This window comes from Psychroserpens algicola (assembly GCF_014526325.1).
GTDB classification, from domain to species: Bacteria; Bacteroidota; Bacteroidia; order Flavobacteriales; family Flavobacteriaceae; genus Psychroserpens; species Psychroserpens algicola.
The window spans coordinates 1,203,445-1,220,457 of sequence record NZ_JACNMJ010000001.1; the positions used below are offsets into that span (position 1 = coordinate 1,203,445).

The 17,013-nt window shown below is 33.3% G+C and carries 16 protein-coding genes; 8 read left to right on the forward strand and 8 right to left on the reverse strand.

The features are described from left to right. Positions 1-95: 95 nt before the first annotated feature. Complete coding sequence (locus H7350_RS05065) at positions 96-527, forward strand: deoxycytidylate deaminase (protein WP_204344774.1); 432 nt, start codon at positions 96-98, stop codon at positions 525-527. Continuing rightward, positions 528-2,159, forward strand: coding sequence for a S41 family peptidase (locus H7350_RS05070; protein ID WP_204344775.1), 1,632 nt, complete (start codon positions 528-530; stop codon positions 2,157-2,159). On the opposite strand, the gene H7350_RS05075 is transcribed toward H7350_RS05070, so the two are convergent. Genes H7350_RS05075 through H7350_RS05090 form a run of 4 tightly spaced genes read right to left on the reverse strand, consistent with a single transcriptional unit; the run spans position 2,156 to position 4,050 of the window. Continuing rightward, the gene (locus tag H7350_RS05075; protein WP_204344776.1) at positions 2,156-2,641 is read right to left on the reverse strand and encodes a hypothetical protein; all 486 of its coding nucleotides are present in this window, start codon (positions 2,639-2,641) and stop codon (positions 2,156-2,158) included. The two genes, H7350_RS05070 and H7350_RS05075, sit on opposite strands and share 4 nt — an antisense overlap. After that, on the reverse strand, positions 2,641-3,243 hold the full coding sequence (locus H7350_RS05080; protein WP_204344777.1) for an NAD(P)-binding domain-containing protein: 603 nt from the start codon (positions 3,241-3,243) through the stop codon (positions 2,641-2,643). Before H7350_RS05080 ends, H7350_RS05075 begins: the two co-directional genes overlap by 1 nt. Then, positions 3,243-3,446, reverse strand: coding sequence for a hypothetical protein (locus H7350_RS05085; RefSeq protein WP_204344778.1), 204 nt, complete (start codon positions 3,444-3,446; stop codon positions 3,243-3,245). Before H7350_RS05085 ends, H7350_RS05080 begins: the two co-directional genes overlap by 1 nt. Positions 3,447-3,462: 16 nt before the next feature. Further along, positions 3,463-4,050, reverse strand: a complete 588-nt coding sequence (locus tag H7350_RS05090; protein ID WP_204344958.1) for a MarC family protein — start codon at positions 4,048-4,050, stop codon at positions 3,463-3,465. 111 nt (positions 4,051-4,161) lie between these two features. Here H7350_RS05090 and H7350_RS05095 point away from each other — a divergent pair, with 111 nt between their 5' ends. Together H7350_RS05095 and H7350_RS05100 are read left to right on the forward strand one after the other, a co-directional pair. Further along, the gene (locus H7350_RS05095) at positions 4,162-4,728 is read left to right on the forward strand and encodes a DUF3109 family protein (RefSeq protein ID WP_204344779.1); all 567 of its coding nucleotides are present in this window, start codon (positions 4,162-4,164) and stop codon (positions 4,726-4,728) included. A 123-nt stretch (positions 4,729-4,851) separates the two neighbouring features. Then, the gene (locus H7350_RS05100; protein WP_204344780.1) at positions 4,852-5,565 is read left to right on the forward strand and encodes a DUF4412 domain-containing protein; all 714 of its coding nucleotides are present in this window, start codon (positions 4,852-4,854) and stop codon (positions 5,563-5,565) included. Here the strand turns inward: H7350_RS05100 and H7350_RS05105 are convergent. After that, a complete protein-coding gene (locus H7350_RS05105) occupies positions 5,562-7,541 on the reverse strand; it encodes a tetratricopeptide repeat-containing sensor histidine kinase (protein ID WP_235989262.1) in 1,980 nt (659 codons plus the stop codon). The genes H7350_RS05100 and H7350_RS05105 overlap by 4 nt on opposite strands. A 1-nt stretch (position 7,542) precedes the next feature. Continuing rightward, entirely contained in the window at positions 7,543-8,277 is a 735-nt protein-coding gene (locus tag H7350_RS05110) for a LytR/AlgR family response regulator transcription factor (RefSeq protein ID WP_204344781.1), read from the reverse strand. A 686-nt stretch (positions 8,278-8,963) separates the two neighbouring features. Between H7350_RS05110 and H7350_RS05115 the strand changes: the two genes are divergently transcribed. Both H7350_RS05115 and H7350_RS05120 read left to right on the forward strand, forming a co-directional pair. Next, positions 8,964-9,953 (forward strand): ribonucleotide-diphosphate reductase subunit beta, encoded by a 990-nt coding sequence (locus H7350_RS05115; protein ID WP_204344782.1) that lies wholly within the window; start codon positions 8,964-8,966, stop codon positions 9,951-9,953. Positions 9,954-10,141: 188 nt separating this feature from the next. After that, positions 10,142-12,625, forward strand: coding sequence for a ribonucleoside-diphosphate reductase subunit alpha (locus tag H7350_RS05120; RefSeq protein ID WP_204344783.1), 2,484 nt, complete (start codon positions 10,142-10,144; stop codon positions 12,623-12,625). Positions 12,626-12,695: 70 nt separating this feature from the next. On the opposite strand, the gene H7350_RS05125 is transcribed toward H7350_RS05120, so the two are convergent. Beyond that, on the reverse strand, positions 12,696-13,418 hold the full coding sequence (locus H7350_RS05125; RefSeq protein WP_204344784.1) for a DUF6503 family protein: 723 nt from the start codon (positions 13,416-13,418) through the stop codon (positions 12,696-12,698). Positions 13,419-13,505: 87 nt separating this feature from the next. Between H7350_RS05125 and H7350_RS05130 the strand changes: the two genes are divergently transcribed. Further along, on the forward strand, positions 13,506-14,021 hold the full coding sequence (locus H7350_RS05130; protein ID WP_204344785.1) for an RDD family protein: 516 nt from the start codon (positions 13,506-13,508) through the stop codon (positions 14,019-14,021). 46 nt (positions 14,022-14,067) lie between these two features. Here the strand turns inward: H7350_RS05130 and H7350_RS05135 are convergent, their stop codons facing one another. Then, on the reverse strand, positions 14,068-16,347 hold the full coding sequence (locus tag H7350_RS05135) for an inorganic phosphate transporter (RefSeq protein WP_204344960.1): 2,280 nt from the start codon (positions 16,345-16,347) through the stop codon (positions 14,068-14,070). Between the two features lie 292 nt (positions 16,348-16,639). Between H7350_RS05135 and H7350_RS05140 the strand changes: the two genes are divergently transcribed. Continuing rightward, entirely contained in the window at positions 16,640-16,996 is a 357-nt protein-coding gene (locus H7350_RS05140) for a toxin-antitoxin system YwqK family antitoxin (RefSeq protein WP_204344786.1), read from the forward strand. The last annotated feature ends 17 nt before the right edge of the window (positions 16,997-17,013 follow it).

Below are 17,013 nucleotides of genomic sequence, written 5' to 3' on the forward strand. Positions count from 1 at the left end.
CATAAAACATTTTTAATAATTATTACATTTGAAATTAGAGTCTTAATGGTAACGTGATGTTTCTATAGGAAGGCTTCACAATATGAAACCTAAACATGTCTAAAAAAAAACAATTAAGATACGATAAAGCTTACTTAAGAATAGCCAAAGAATGGGGAAAGTTATCACACTGTAAGCGTAAGCAGGTTGGTGCTTTAATCGTAAGAGATCGTATGATTATTTCAGATGGATATAATGGCACACCAACAGGTTTTGAAAACTATTGCGAAGATGATGAAGGCTATACAAAATGGTATGTGTTGCATGCCGAAGCTAATGCAATATTAAAAGTAGCCTCGTCTACACAATCTTGTAAAGGCGCAACATTATACATTACTTTATCACCATGTAAAGAGTGTAGTAAATTAATCCATCAGGCAGGTATTATAAGAGTCGTATATCACGAGGCTTATAAGGATGATTCAGGAATCGCTTTTCTAGAAAAAGCTGGAATATCATTAGAGTTAATAGAAGATTTAACCGTATAGATGACATTTGATAAAAAATACATACCACTAATCATTGGTGTTGCAATTGCAGCTGGAGTTTTTATTGGTGGAAAGTTAAATTTTTCTGATACTTCAGATCGTTTGTTTAGCTCTAACAGTAAAAAAGACAAACTTAACCGGCTTATAGATTATATAGATTACGAGTATGTTGATGATATCAATACCGATAGTATTGTTGATGTAACAGTAAACGGTATTTTAGATAATCTCGATCCGCATTCAACTTATATTCCTAAAAGCGAATTAGAGCGTGTTACCAATAACATGAAAGGTGATTTTGTAGGACTTGGTGTTAATTTTTATACCTACAATGACACTATTACTGTAATTAGAACCATTGAAGGAGGGCCGAGTGAAAAAGCAGGAATTAAAGCAGGTGACCGAATTTTAATGGCTGATGGTGATTCAATCTTCGGAAGAGAATGGAGTAATGCCGATATCATTGCTAAATTAAAAGGCGAAAAAGGCTCTAAAGTGAAGCTTTCCGTATTTAGAAAAGGAGAAGATAAACTCTTAGAATTTAAAGTTAAGCGTGATGTGGTACCTATAAAAAGTGTTGATGCTGCCTATATGCTTACTGATAATTTAGGGTACATAAAAATTAATCGTTTTGCCGAATCGACCTATAAAGAATTTAAGCGTGCTTTAGATCAACTTCAAGATGAAGGTGCTACTCAATTAGCATTAGATTTACGAGATAATCCTGGTGGGTTTTTAGATATAGCACAACAAATTGTTGATGAGTTTCTAGAAGATGATAAACTTATCCTATTTACTAAAAACAAAACAGGAAAAATTGAAAAACGATTTGCAACACGTCGAGGCGATTTTGAAGAAGGTGATGTCTATATTTTAATTAACGAAAGTTCTGCTTCAGCAAGTGAAATTGTAGCTGGTGCTTTGCAGGATAACGATAAAGGGACTATTGTTGGACGACGTAGTTATGGCAAAGGCTTAGTACAACGTGAAATGTCTTTAGGAGACGGCAGCGCTGTACGATTAACAGTTTCCAGATATTATACACCTACAGGGCGCTCTATTCAAAGGCCGTATGACAATGGTAGAAGCAATGACTATTATAACGATTATTACAAAAGGCTAAGTAGTGGAGAGTTAGACAATGCGGAGAGTATTGAAATAGCCGATTCTTTAAAATTTAAAACACCTCAGGGAAAGATTGTGTATGGTGGCGGAGGAATTATCCCAGACATATTTGTGCCTCTAAATACCAATGCTAAAAATGAAACTCTTAATTATTTAAAGCGTCGGGAATACATCAGTAATTTTGTGTTTGAAGAATTAGATAAAGACCGCACTATTTATGAAGGGGTCGAGGCTGATGATTTTGTAGCTAATTTTGAAGTCAGTGACGATGTTGTTGTGAAATTTCAGGATTTTGTAAATCAGAAAGAAAGGACAAATATAACTTTTGTGGCTTATTATGATCAGATGCAGCGACTTATAAAATCGGAGCTAGCGCAACAACTCTACGGAAGTAATATCGCTGAAAAAATCCTGAATGAAACCGACGATATCATTGAAGAAGTCATTTTACTCAGTCGTGGCGATGACTATCTCAATATTGAAGTTTCCGAAGAACAGAATGATTAATTAAGCTTGGCATAAACAAATGTCAGGTAAACTGCACCTGCTAAAAATAAACAGCCTAAAATTAAACCTGCAAAGTCATTAGATTCGACTTCCTCTTTTAATGTATAAGGATCAATATAATTGGTGTTTGCTTTTGTGATTTGATATATCGATTTGCTATCATCGATAGTCAAGGTAATTTGGTCTCCTTTGGTTACTTCAGATAAGAAGGGTTTTTTATCTAAGGCATTAATATAAATTCTGGGAATGTTGTATCTAATGTCATCTAAATAAATGTAATAATACCGCTTTGTGGATTTATTACTCCGTCGCTTTTTTTCTTCATATTTTTCGAAAACACCACTTACGTTTGTGGTTTCAATTGTGTCTTCAGAAAAGTAAGTATATAATCCTGCCGAAGCCAATAAGATACTTAATACTATGAGAAGCAGTATTTCTTTCTTGCTGGTTTTTTTTGTCCTTTTGTCTTTTTTCTTTCCCATTATACCTTATCATGAACTTTGGTGTGTTTGCCGTCATTCCAAAGGGTAAGAATATCGGTAGCAACTTGCGCACCACTTCCAGATGCAATTGCAAACTGACTTCTCCAGCCTGCCAAAGTACCAGCAACATAGAGTCCGTTTGCAACAAGATGATTCTCATTTTTTAGCCATATGCGTTCTTTTTCAATTACAGCTCTAGGATGAGGTTCAACGTAAGATTCTAGTCCTTTAATAGTGAGAAGGTTTGTGTATCCAACAGCGATAACCACAATTTTAGATTTGTAAACCCCTTTGTTGGTAGTCACAGTAAACCCATCTTCAGATTTGTCAACGGCACTCACCTTTTCGTTGTCTATTTGCTCAACATGAGGATACATGGTGTCGAGTTGCGTTTTTCCGCTTTCTAAAATATCAGCGCCTAATGTTCCTGGAGTTAAGCCCAAAACGTTATTGAATAAGGCGTTTTGCAAGTGCGAACTACGTTGGTGCATCACAATAGCAATGCGTTTATCTTCTGCAAAAGGTTTTGACTTTGCCGAACCAAGGACTAAAGCACATGACATGCCAGCTGCTCCACCACCAATAATTAAAGCGTCATACATTAATTGCGGCCTTTAAGTTTTTGATCTACACGTTTAGATAAGCGTAATATTTGCAATAATGCAATAGCACAAAGCGATGCTAATATTGTAATTAGTGCAACAATACTCTTGCCTTCAAACAGGTTATTAAAATCTAATCTGGTCGCATTAAAAATGATGAGTCCTATGGCAACAATAGTGACTAAAATGGTGAAATATTTCATTTGTTAAAATTCAAAATTAAGCCAGCTCAAAAAGTGCTTTGATGTTATGAGCAAATAATTTTACTGCAATTGCAAGTAGAATAACACCAAAGATTTTACGAATAATGTTAATTCCGTTTTGTCCAATTAAACGTTCAATTCTAGCTGAGGTTTTCAATACAATAAATATAATAATAACATTTAGTATTACCGCTATAATGATGTTTTCAATCCTAAACTCGGCTCTAAGTGATAATAAGGTTGTTAAACTTCCTGGTCCTGCAATTAAAGGAAATGCCAAAGGAAATACTGATGCTGTTAACGAGGCATCTTCATCTTGTTTGTATAAGGTAATCCCTAAAATCATTTCAAGAGCTATAAAAAATAAAATAAAAGCTCCGGCAACTGCAAAAGAGTTAACACCTACGCCTAAAAACGATAAAATAGTTTTTCCAAGAAATAAAAAGAAGACCATAATAACACCAGCAATTATGGAGGCTTTTTCACTTTGTATATGACCTACTTTTTTTCGTAAATCAATGATAATAGGAATATTTCCAATAATATCAATTACTGCAAACAAAATCATAAACGCCGTAAATATCTCTTTTATATTGAATTGAATATCCATGAGTTCTATATTTTCGGCAAAAGTAGTTCTTTATTACAGATTTATAACATTAAATAATGGTAAAGTTTAATTACTTTTGTCACCTGTATTTTCAGTATAAAAATCATGTTTCAGTTAGGTAAAACAATAGTTTCAGAAGATATCATAGAGAAAGACTTTGTATGTAATTTGTCGGCTTGTAAAGGTGCTTGTTGTATAGATGGTGATGCTGGTGCTCCCTTAGATGCCGAAGAAGTAGAAACCCTTAAAGCTATTTATCCAAAAGTAAAACCCTTTTTGCGTAAGGAAGGTATAGAAGCTATTGAAAATCAAGGGACTTCAATTACGACTGAGTTTGGTGACTTTGAAACTCCCTTAATCAATGGTGCTGATTGCGCTTATGTGATTTTTGATGATAAGAAAACAGCACTTTGCGGTATAGAAGAAGCTTATAATCAAGGAGAAGTTTCCTGGAAAAAGCCCGTGTCTTGTCATTTATATCCTATTCGTGTTAAGGATTACTCCGAATTTTCAGCTGTAAATTATGATAAATGGGATATTTGTGATGATGCCTGTACTTTAGGGCAAGAATTACAAGTGCCGATTTATAAATTTGTAAAAGAAGCACTTATCAGAAAATTTGGAGAAGATTGGTATTCAGAATTAGAAAAAGTGGCTAAAACTTACCGCTGATTTTTTTGCACGCATCCAACTACACATATTTTTAAACCACACATACAATCTAATTGTAAATAGTGTTTTTGTTTAGCTAAATTGTAGGTTTACAGATGTTTAATTAATAAATCTTCAGAAACAATGAAAACACAATACGCTACAAGACTTACAATTACTTTCTTACTTTTAATGGTGTTTCAGTTGGGCTTTGCTCAAAAAAAATCTAACTCCGAATTACCTCCAGTTTATGACTTTGATTATATCTATAAACTTAAAATGACTCATAAAAAGGGTGAAATGAGTTTTGATTATTATTTAAAGAAAGGGGAAAAGTATTTTGGTTTTGATTCTGCTGAAATGAGCAAATCTAGTCCAGATACAAAAATGTTTATGGTTATGGATAATGATCTTGGTGTTACCGCAATGTTTATGGAAATGATGGGAAAGAAAATCGTTCAGAAATCAAAATTGAAAGGGTCTGACATGATAGGCGATGAGGATAGTTCAAAATACACTTTCACAAAAATAGATTCTAAGACCATTCTAGGTCACGAGTGTGAAGGTTTTCAGAGTGAAAACGACGATATTAAAGTTACTTTTTATATTACCGATGATGTTCCGGTAAGCTTTAATGAGATTTGGGGTGCAAATATTAAGAAACTTCCGAAGGGGTTTGATCCTGCCTGGATGAAAAAATACGAAGAAAACGGACTCATGATGGAAATGATTTTTGTAGATAAGAAGAAATCAAAAAACAATATGACTATGGAGTGTGTTGGACTTGATACTACTGATTTTTCTATTTCTACTTCAGAGTACGGGTCGATGATGTCTGCGCTTGGAGGTGGTAACTAAGCTGTTCGTAATACACTGGATTGTGTGGGAATTTCTACGATAACTTTTGTGCCAGTAGGCTGATGGCTGGCATTATATAAATCCTCAATAGTAATACTGTAATCGTTGGTGTAGCCTTTAGAAAAATTTGCTAATCGTGCTTTTGTAATGGCTATACCAACTGATTTTCTTTTCAAAAGTTTATCCTCATTAATCTTATGAGCCTCTTTTCTGCCAATACCATTATCTGTAATAGTTATAGTTACAAAATCATCAGCTTTACGGTAAACATGCAATACAATATGTTTATCATCTTTTTTGGAAGACAAACCATGCCACAGAGCATTTTCAAGAAAAGGTTGTAAGATTAACGAAGGGACTTTTATGCTGGCTGTATTAATGTTTTCATCGATTTTAATTTCAAAATTGATTTCATTCGAAAATCTAATATTTTCAATATTCATATACAGTTGCATGGTGTCTAACTCATCTTCTAAAGAAATTTCTTTTTCCGAAGAGGCTACTAATATTTTACGAATAAGCTTAGAAAATTTATTGAGATAATAGACCGCATTCTCCTTTTCATTATTGATGATATATAGCTTGATAGAGTTGAGCGAATTAAATATAAAATGTGGATTCATTTGACTACGTAGCATATCTTGTTCTAAAGTCAGAATCTGCTTCTCTTGTTGTAATTGTCGGTGTCTATAAAGTCCAACCAAAACACCTCCAATAAGGGCAAGTGCCAGCATTGAATACCAAAATATTTTTTTATTACGCTCTAATTTAGATCTTACAATAGTATTTTCATTAGCAAGAGCTTTGATTTCCTTGTTTTTAGCTTCATTTTCGTACTGTATGATTACATCATTTACATAGCGAAGATTACGTTCATTATTTATAGTTTTTTCTATTTCTATAGCCTCTTTATAATGATTTAAAGCTAGTTTATGTTCATTGGTTTTAGTGTATAAATCTGAAAGATGTTTGTTAGCTTCAACGATAGAGGAATTAAGATTGTATGCCTTAGCGACCTCAAGCCCTTTTTTTAAATTTTGTTCTGAAGTGTCTAAACTTTCCATTTTTTCCTGAGCCCAGCCCAAGTTAATGTAAGACGATGCAATATAGAATTGATCTCCAATTTGAAGTGCTTTCTCCAGAGCCTTTTCAATAATCACTTTAGCATCTGGATATTTTTTTTGCTTGATATAGACTTGTCCAATGCTATTGTAACAAATTACACGGCCTAGGTTTGAATTAATCTGATCATTGTATTCTAGTGATAACTTATAATTCCTAATGGCATTATCTAAATCGCCAGTGGCCTCGTAAGCGTATCCTATATTTTGATAATTAATAGCCATGCCTAACCGGTTGCCCGATTTCTTTTCTATAATCAGTGATTTTTGAAATTGTTTTGTAGCTAAATCATACTGTTCTAAAATAAGGTAGATATTACCAATACTATTTTGTGATACAGCTATATTATAGGATATGGTTTCTGAAGGGTTTTCGATAGATCGAGAAATGTCTAATGCTTTGGTGTGGTAATCTAAAGCAGGTTTTACTAAATCCATTCGGCGATAGGCTACACCTATATTATTTAAACTAACGACCTTTAATTCGTTATTATCTACAATATCTGCAAACTCTTTTGCTTTCTTATGCGTTTTGATAGATTGCTCGTAAAATGAAACATTTCTGTAAATGACACCTAAAGCATTGAGCGCATAACTTTCTCCTTCAGAATAGTTAATGGCATGGCACGCTTGTATAAGCGTTTTCATTTTTATACTATCTCTCGTATGAGTTTTGAATAACGAATCTATTGTAGCATACTGTTTAGGCTGTTTTGATTTTAAAATTTTTAGCTGGTCATCAAAACTTGATTGCTCCTGGGCAATTGTCAATGCAGGATAGATATATACCAATAGAAGTATAACTAATATCAAATTAGAACAACATACTGAAATATGTGATTTTTGAAACTTCAAATTATAACTTTTCTAAGAAATCAGATTTACGTTGTCTTGCAACAGGAATTTTATGATTAGACTCCATGACAACATAGCCTTCACTTTTAATAAACTCTTTTATTTTAGTTAAGTTAATAATAAATGAGTTATGGATTCTAAAAAAATAATGCTCAGGTAGAATGGCATTAACCTCTTTTAGTTTTTTGGTGATTACAATATTTTGCTGTTTGCTAGTAACTATCGTACTGTAATTGCCGTCAGATTCTACAAAAAGGATATCATCTACATTCAAAAAAATTAACTTTCCGTCGGTATTAATCGTGATTTTTTTCTTGTCAAACTTTTCATTGAAATTCACTAGAACTTCTTCTATTTTGGAAGAAGTGACTAATCTGGAATTAAACTTTTTAATTTTTTTAATGGTTTCCTGTAAATCGTCAGAATCTATTGGTTTTAACAGATAGTCAATAGCTTCGTGCTTCAGAGCTTTAATAGCATATTCATCATAAGCTGTTGTGATAACGACCGGAAAATCTTTATTAGAAAGTTTTTCTAGAAACTGAAAACCATCCATGGTTGGCATTTGAATATCTAAAAACAAACAATCGGGCGTGTTCAGATTTAGATAGCGAATAGCTTCTTCAGGATTTGAAAACGTTTCTAAGATTTCGATGTCGTTGCTAAAATTAGTAAGTTCCCAAGACAGGCCTTGGATAGCTTTAGGTTCGTCATCAACTATAACTGCTTTGATCATAGTATCAAATATAGAATATATTACAATACCATGTTTTTATTATGTATAGTTAGCACGTTTTTCTGTGTAATATGTTTTAAAGTCGATGTTTAAAATTTTAGCCTTACCAATTATACACTTTTTGTAACCAACTATACAAATCGAAACTTTTAGACGAAGTTATTTTATCATATTTGAACTGAAATTAAGATAACCAATCAAAAAAAAATTGAGTGATCGTGGGGATTCACTTTTTGATTAAATGCTATTAATCATAAAAGTCAGGGTCAAACCTGACTTTTTATCTTAGTTTCAATTAACACGACTTTATATTAGTAAATAGTTTTAGTTAGTTTAGTTAATTATTAGGGGGAAAAAGAGAGCAAGAAAAGCTCTCTTTTTCGTTTGGTTTTTATCCCATTTTTTTTCTTTTCGATTCTCTAGTAAACATCGCTTGTCACTACCAATTTAATAGGATTATACTTACGTTTTTAAATTCACAGCTTATTTTTTAATTATCTGATAATCAATATCTTATTATTATTTTTAACAAATCTTTAAAATTTTTATGAAATTCACATTGTTAAAAACTTGTTGAAAAGGTTTCGCAAAAAACACCAAAATATCTCCTACAATTTTCAATCTTTGTTAGTCCCAAATCACACTAGATTTTTCAGCTAATTTTTTAATAAAAAAAACCAATTAATATGTCTCAAGTTGTAGAACCAATTTTGCAAGAAAATAAAGATCGATTCGTGATTTTTCCTATCCAACATCATGATTTGTGGGAATGGTATAAGAAATCTGAAGCTAGTATGTGGACTGCAGAAGAAATTGATTTACATCAAGATATTACTGATTGGACAGGGAAATTAACAGACGATGAGCGCTACTTTATCAAACATGTATTAGCATTTTTTGCTGCTAGTGATGGTATTGTAAATGAAAATCTAGCTGAAAATTTTGTGAATGAAGTGCAATATAGCGAAGCTAAATTTTTCTATGGATTTCAAATCATGATGGAAAATATTCATAGTGAAACCTACTCTTTGTTAATTGATACTTATGTAAAAGACGAAAAAGAAAAAGCCAAGCTTTTTAATGCAATTGAAACGTTTCCTGCGATAAAAAAGAAAGCGGACTGGGCATTGAAATGGATTGAATCTCCAAGCTTTGCTGAACGATTAATAGCTTTTGCAGCTGTTGAAGGGATTTTCTTTTCTGGATCGTTTTGCTCTATATTTTGGTTGAAAAAACGTGGTCTTATGCCAGGTTTAACGTTTTCAAACGAGTTAATTTCTCGTGATGAAGGTATGCACTGCGACTTTGCAGTTCACCTTCACCAACACCATTTGGTAAACAAAGTGCCAAAAGAGCGTATTAAAGAAATTATTGTAGATGCTTTAAATATTGAAAGAGAATTTATTACAGAATCTCTTCCTGTAAGTTTAATAGGAATGAATGCTAAGCTCATGTCTCAGTATTTAGAATTTGTAACTGATGGTTTGCTTGCAGATTTAGGTTGTGAAAAAGTTTACAATACAGCAAATCCTTTCGATTTCATGGATATGATTTCTCTACAAGGAAAAACAAACTTCTTCGAGAAACGTGTTTCTGAATACCAAAAAGCTGGTGTTCTTAACAAAGAGGAAGAAGAAAATAAATACGATTTCGGTTCAGATAATTTCGATTTCTAGAACCCTAAGTAAAAACAGAAGTATTTTAACTGGTTAACGATTTCCGAAGAATACGTAACAACCAGTTTTAATTTCAGTATATAAACCTAATAATTAATCCATTGTTAATCAGTTTCCTGCTGATTAATGATAACTAACTAATCCTTTTTCTGAATGGTAGCTTCAGAAAACTAAAAAAAGTGTAACGTATGTTTGTAGTAAAAAGAGACGGAAGAAAAGAACCAATAATGTTCGACAAAATTACGGCTAGAGTTCGTAAATTATGTTATGGGCTTAATGAACTTGTTGACCCAATTAAAGTGGCAATGCGTGTTATTGATGGCTTGTATGATGGTGTCACCACTAGTGAATTAGATAATCTGGCAGCCGAACAAGCGGCAACAATGACCACAGCTCATCCTGATTATGCACGATTGGCAGCTCGAATTTCTGTATCCAACTTACATAAAAACACTAAAAAGACCTTTAGCGAGGTCATGACCGATTTATATACCTACGTCAACCCAAGAACAGGTAAAAAAGCACCTTTACTAAGTGATGAGGTTTACAAGGTTATTACTGATAATAAAGACAAACTGGATTCGGCTATCATTTATAACCGTGATTTCGGATACGATTATTTCGGATTTAAAACTTTAGAACGTTCTTACCTTTTAAAATTAAACGGTAAAATTGCCGAACGTCCGCAACACATGTTAATGCGAGTTTCCATCGGGATTCACCTTAACGATTTAGATGCTGCTCTAGAAACCTATGAGTTGATGTCTAAAAAATACTTTACACACGCTACACCAACCTTATTTAACTCAGGAACTCCAAAACCACAAATGTCATCTTGTTTCTTATTAACGATGAAAGATGATAGTATTGATGGTATTTACGATACATTAAAACAAACGGCTAAAATTTCGCAATCTGCAGGTGGAATAGGATTATCTATTCATAACATTCGCGCTACAGGAAGTTACATTGCAGGAACCAACGGAACAAGTAACGGGATTGTACCAATGCTTAAAGTGTTTAACGATACAGCGCGTTATGTAGATCAAGGTGGTGGAAAGCGTAAAGGAAGTTTTGCCATGTACATCGAGCCTTGGCATGCTGATATTATGAGTTTCTTAGATTTAAAGAAAAATCATGGTGCCGAAGAATTGCGTGCTCGTGATTTATTCTATGCGATGTGGATGCCAGATTTATTTATGAAACGTGTGCAGGAAGATGGCGAGTGGACCTTAATGTGTCCTAATGAATGCCCGGGATTATGTGATGTTCATAGTGAAGAATTTGAAGCACTATATACCAAATACGAAGCTGAAGGTAAAGGACGTAAGTCAATAAGAGCTCGTGAGCTTTGGGAGAAAATATTAGAATCTCAAATTGAAACCGGAACGCCTTACATGTTGTATAAAGACGCGGCAAACCGTAAGTCGAATCAGAAAAATTTAGGAACCATTCGTTCTTCAAATTTATGTACAGAAATCATGGAGTACACGTCTAAAGACGAAGTTGCTGTATGTAATCTGGCATCGATAGCCTTACCTATGTTTGTAAAAAATGGTGAGTTTGATCATAAAGAGTTATTTAGAATCACAAAACGTGTGACTAAAAACTTAAACAGAGTAATCGATAGAAATTACTATCCTGTAAAAGAAGCTGAGAACTCTAATTTCCGTCACAGACCAGTTGGTTTAGGGGTTCAAGGCTTAGCCGATACGTTTATTAAATTACGTTTGCCTTTTACAAGCGACGAAGCAAAAAAATTAAACCAGGATATTTTCGAAACTCTATACTTTGCAGCAGTTACTGCCAGTATGGAAGAAGCAAAAGCTGACGGGCCTTACCAAACCTATGAAGGATCTCCAATTAGTAAAGGCGAATTCCAATACAACCTTTGGGGTATTAAAGATGAGGAGTTAAGCGGACTCTGGGATTGGGCGAAGTTACGTAAGCAGGTCTTAAAAAATGGTGTGCGTAATTCATTATTAGTAGCGCCAATGCCTACAGCTTCAACATCTCAAATATTAGGAAATAACGAATGTTTTGAACCTTACACATCCAATATCTACACACGTCGTGTATTATCTGGAGAGTTTATCGTTGTCAATAAGCATTTATTAGAAGACTTAGTCGAATTAGGACTTTGGAATGAAGGTTTAAAGAATGAAATCATGAGAGCAAATGGATCTATACAAGGTGTAGATGTGATTCCTCAAGACATTAAAGAACTTTACAAAACGGTTTGGGAGTTAAGTATGAAAGATATTATCGATATGTCTCGTCACAGAGGCTACTTTATCGATCAGTCACAATCGCTTAACTTATTTATGGAAGGAGCGACTATGGCAAAATTAACGTCTATGCATTTCTATGCTTGGAAGAGTGGCTTAAAAACCGGAATGTATTACTTACGTACCAAGAGTGCTGTTGATGCTAAAAAGGTAACTATTACTAGAGAAGAAAAAGCACAGCCTGTTGCCGAAGTTGCACAACAAGTAGTAGAGGTTGATAATGTAGCGCAAAAGCAACAAAAAGCAGCTGAAACTGCAGCAAAATTTGCTAAGAAAACAGCAGATAAAGTAGACGTAGAACCAATGAGTGCAGAAGAAATGAAAGCCTTAATCGCTCAAGCTAAAGAAGCTGAAGGTGATGATTGCTTAATGTGTGGTTCTTAATAATTAAGTGTTATATATAAAAAAGCGTCTCGTTTAATAATGAGACGCTTTTTTTTACCAAAATGGAGGTTTAATTCTTTAAGATATCGGTCCCCAAATACTTACCGTCTTTATTATAATACCAGGCTCGATTTTTTGGCATTTTAATATCATTTATGACTGTGGTTTCGGTCAGCAGAATGTATTCACCACTATCAGATTGTAGCTCACCTTTGTCGTCTGTTTTAAAAAACTGGTAAACTTCCATTGCATAGGTTTCAGGATTAAAATAAAAAAACCACACATCGCTACCTACGCTTTTTTCATAAGATACTTTTATCACTAGATAAGTTTTACCTTTAAATGTTTTACGTTCTACTTTGTCATGAATGATAGTGCCTTTATCTTTCAATTTCATAGGTAATCCGTAGAGATAAGTGTAATAATTCTTATACATTTTAGCACGTTCACAACTTAGGTTATTAGCTTTTAATTGCGCTTCACTAAGGTTCGTTTTACCATTCAATGTAATGGAACAATCTGTGGTTTTAACCGTGTATTCAGTAGTTATAGTATCCCGTTTAGCTTTAACATAAAAATAATCTTCTGGTAAATTAATAATGATTTTGCTTTTACGGTTAGAAGTATTTGGGGTTTCCATAGTGACATGAAGTGTGCCGTTAAATCTTGCCCAATTTCCGTTAGGATCATGATAATTAATAGCTTTTTCAAGAAGTTGAATAGCAGAAAGCTCTTGTGCAGATGCTGGCAGAAAACTAATAATTGCAACAATAACCAATGTCAGGTATTTCATAGAGATATAATTTTAATAGTCTAAAATAAACTATTTGAGTTTAATCATAGAATACTATATTTGAAATCTACTAACCAAAGTTATATTATGAATCACCACGCTAAATACAGAATTACTCAAGACGTACTAGCATCTAAGGGTAAGCGATTTTTAAATTTTATCATTGATTATATTATTTTATACCTATTGAGTTTTGCTTTGGGAATTGCTATAGCACTCATTTCAGAGTTAACAGGGAGTTATGAATTGTACGAATTTATAGCTTTAAACGATAATTTCTGGGTGAGTTATATTTTAGGAATGTTTATTTGGTTGTTTTATTATACGCTAATTGAAACCTTTACTAAAGGACGAACTATTGGCAAGTATATTACAAAAACAACAGTTGTATTATTTGATGGAAGTAAGCCAACCATTAATGAGATACTCATACGCTCATTGTGTCGATTGATTCCATTTGAGCAATTTTCATTTTTAGGTCAGGATGCTAAAGGTTGGCACGACTCTTTATCCAAAACTTATGTTGTAGACGTAGAGAAGTTTGAAGCCAAGAGAGCGACTATGAACGAATTAAATGAAATAGGTAAGATAGGCGTTGACTAGAAGTGTTTTATAAACATAAAAAACCGACTTTAAAGTCGGCTTTTTTTTATTCTTCTTCATCTATAACTGGTAAAGTTGCAGGAACAACATCGCTATCATGAGCATCGTGATATTCCTCTAAAAGACTCATTGTAGCTTTTAATAAATCTTTGGTTTCCAATAATAGACTAAAATATAAGGTGGTATTTTTCGGACTAGATTCTTCAGTTCTGGTACGTTCAACTTGTTTTTGAATTTTTTCAGTAACCATCTCAAGAATAGCGTTCTTTTCTTTGAGAACAAGCCCAATATCTTCAAACGAATTGTTGTCGAAAGCCGTTTTTGTATCATTAAAAAGTTGCTCCATGACTTCGTCAATTTCCTTAAGTTCTTTAATTTGACTGAACTTTAACTTTTTGTGATTGTTGTTAATATGTTTGTAGCTAACATTAGAAATATAATCTAATGATTGCGCCATATCTTGAAGGTAGCCTAAGATATTAATGTAAAAGTTACTCGCTGTGACACTAGGCTCTTCAAGGTTTTTAATGAAGTAAAAAATATTGTCACGTAAATCGTCAATTTCGTTAGATAGTTTTTCAATATTCTTTTTATTCTTCTTCAAGAGTTTGTGGTTTTGAGTAGCTAAACCATTAATTGCGCTCGTGTATATTTTATTACCACGTTTTACCACGTTAGCAATATTACTTGCACTTTCAACAATTACACCCTGAGTAGAGCTACTTTCAGCTTTTTGAAGGCTATCCACTTCTTTTTGTACTTTAGAATTTTTGCGATGGCTCAGGTAGTTTTTTATTAAAAGCATTGTTGCTAAAACAAGCAAACCAGAAAGCGCATAGCCTCTTCCGTAGAATAAGATAACTGCCATAATTGCTGCAGCTACAAAAGCACTCAATGCTGTAAAAAACCAGCCACCAATAACATTTAATACTCCGGCAACTCTATATACCGCACTTTCGCTTCCCCAGGCTCTATCTGCTAATGATGTTCCCATAGCAACCATGAAAGTAACATAGGTTGTTGATAACGGAAGTTTCATTGATGTTGCAATTGAGATTAGAACACTGGCAACCATTAAGTTTACTGCTGCACGAACCAAATCGAAAGCAGGCAAATCTTCAGTTTTTGAAGCAATGAGCATTGGTTTTTCAAATTGCTTTTCAATATATGCTTTTGATGATGGTGATAATAAATTATTAAATCCTTCAGAGGCTAACATGCTAACACGAACGATGCTTCTTGATAAATAATTAGGTTCAAATCGTTCCTTGACATTATCTTGTCTCGATAGGTCTACAGAGGTTTTTACAACAGCTTTGGCTTTACTCGAAAACCATAAGGTAAGTACCATAATGAGTCCAGCAGCTAATAATAAATAATTATTTGCTTCTACTGCTTCGGCTAAAGCAGACATAGAATATTCGGTAGCTAATTGTCCACTACCAGACCAATCCAAATACCCATTATAGGCAGCCATTGGAACACCAATAAAATTCACTAAATCGTTACCAGCAAATGCAACAGCCAAAGCAAATGTACCTATGATGATGATGATTGTGTATATGTTATTCTTTGTGTAGTGAATGATTAAATATGATAATAGCGTAAATAATAAAAAGCTAATTCCTATGATTTCTAATGGGCTGCCTGCCACAATACCTTTTATGTTCTCACTCATAAAAGATGCGTTTTTCACACCTTTGATTAAGATGAAATATAAGATTGAAGTTACGGCTACACCACTAAAAATAGCTCCATATATCGAAGGTTTGTCTTGAAATTTAAAGCTTAGTAAAAGTCGTGATATAAACTGAATAAGAGCACCAACCGTAAATGCCACAACAACCGAAAGTAAAATACCTAGAATAATCTCTATTGCCTTTTCATTGTTTATGTATTTTCCTAAGTCTAATAAGCTCTGTGCGTCATCAGAATAAATTTTTAAAACCGCAACACACACAGATGCTCCAAGAAGTTCAAAAACGATAGAAACAGTAGTAGAAGTAGGCAATCCAAGAGTGTTAAAAAAGTCTAAGAGCAATATGTCTGTTATCATAACCGCCATAAAGATGATCATGATTTCATCAAACATAAATTCACCAGGATTGAAAATACCTTTTCTGGCCACTTCCATCATACCGCTGGATGACATAGCACCTAAAGCGACACCAAGACTGGCAACGATAATAATGGTTTTAAACGATACTGCTTTAGAACCTATTGCAGAGTTTAAGAAATTAACAGCATCATTACTGACACCAACTACAAGATCTGCTATTGCCAAAAAGGCGAGTGCAACGAGCATGTAGATGTAAATGTTTTCCATGTAGGATTCAAAAAAATTAATGAGAACAAATTTCATATTTTAAATTGAACACTATGTTATGTAAATGTTATGTTCTATTTAAAAATGAGATTATTTTTAGCTTTTTATCAATTGGAGTGCGGGAGTTTTACTGCTTTTTTTATGATTTAAAGCATATAAAATGAAACATTAAAACACTTAAAATCAGTATTTTAAGAGTTTAATGTTAATTTAATGTTACGTAAATGTTTGAATAGTGTAAACTTTTATATATATTTGTTATGTAATTATTAATCATTATCCCAAATTCAAGATGAAAAAGATATTCGCAATTTTATTAATGTTTAGTGTGACATTAGCATTCGCTCAGGAAGCAAAAAAAGTTGATGTCAATAAAGATGGAGACTTAACAGTAGCTACTTATTATTATGATAATGGTGCAATAGAACAACAAGGAACATTTAACGAGGAAGGTCAGCTTCACGGTATTTGGACGAGTTACAACCTTGACGGAGATAAAGTAATGGTTGGAAATTACGTTAACGGAAAAAAAGTGGGTAAATGGCTATTTTGGTCAAATAACAAACTTAAAGAAGTAGATTATGTTGACTCTAAAATCGCTAGTGTAAGTGAATGGACAGACAAAGTACAAGTTGCAATAAGTAACTAAAAGAAATAAAATTTTAA